Origin of the sequence: Pseudomonas sp. 50_B, assembly GCF_017491625.1 — a bacterium.
GTDB lineage: Bacteria > Pseudomonadota > Gammaproteobacteria > Pseudomonadales > Pseudomonadaceae > Aquipseudomonas > Aquipseudomonas danubii.
In genome coordinates, this window is the sequence record NZ_JAFGYX010000060.1 from 1 (window position 1) to 905 (window position 905).

Annotated in this window: 1 protein-coding gene; it reads left to right on the forward strand. The window is 41.5% G+C overall.

The window, feature by feature from the left end; genetic code table 11:
• Positions 1-355: 355 nt before the first annotated feature.
• Positions 356-721, forward strand: a complete 366-nt coding sequence (locus J5M73_RS30890) for an HNH endonuclease signature motif containing protein (RefSeq protein ID WP_207816846.1) — start codon at positions 356-358, stop codon at positions 719-721.
• Positions 722-905: the final 184 nt, after the last annotated feature.

Sequence of the window (905 nt, forward strand, 5' to 3'; positions counted from 1 at the left end):
CCCGAAAAGGAGTACACCACAAGCTATTGGTGGTGGAAATAGGAGAAACCTAAACAAGTAATGTTGTAGGTTAAGATATAGTCTCATCTGCACAGAGATGTGCAGCAGTTCATAAGAGAACGGGAAGAGTAGTAGCGAACTCTTCCGAAGATAATGTAGAAGGCAGATGGCAGAAAGTATGCCGGGTTAACATAAGTAGCCCCTATCTGAAGAAATTTGGATAGCAAACCTATCTAATTGCGGGAAAGCCCTTAGAGCTTGATTTTACTTAAAAGTGTGGTACACTTGTATTTTAAGTAACAAGATTGGGTGATCCGCAGCGAAGGCCCGATCTTCTCTAACCAAGGAGGTCAAAATGTTTTATATAGTCCCAAATTATGAGTTTGCTCAAGTAAATAGTGATTCTCAAATAAAGAGTACCTTAACCGTCACGATCTACACACCATATACAGATAAGGACGGATATCTCAGGTGTAACGTGTGGGACGGGGAGAAGCTGCGAGGTATTTATGTACATCGCGCAGTAGCTCTAGTCTTTGTAGAAAACCCTTACGGTAAGCCGATTGTGAACCACATCGACTCTAACCGGCAGAATAACACTATTGAAAATCTGGAGTGGGTTACACCAAAAGAGAACTCTCAACACGGAGTTCTTGCTGGTAACTTCCCTATAGGGGGAAGAAGCATATCACTCGATTTACAGCACAGAGCAAATACATGAGGTTTTCAAACTCCTATCCTTGAATAAGAGTGCGGAGTTCATTTACAGAAATACTGGCGTCAGTAAGAGCGTCATAAACTCTGTAAAAATTCGCAGAACCTGGAAAGAGATTTCAAAAGACTATGTTCTCCCAGAAGTAAAACCAAAGATTACAGACGAGGTCGCAGAGAAAATTCTCTATCTC

Excerpts from the sequence above, each read along its gene's own strand:
- J5M73_RS30890 (WP_207816846.1), top strand. The coding sequence starts at position 356 with ATGTTTTATATAGTCCCAAATTATGAGTTTGCTCAAGTAAATAGTGAT.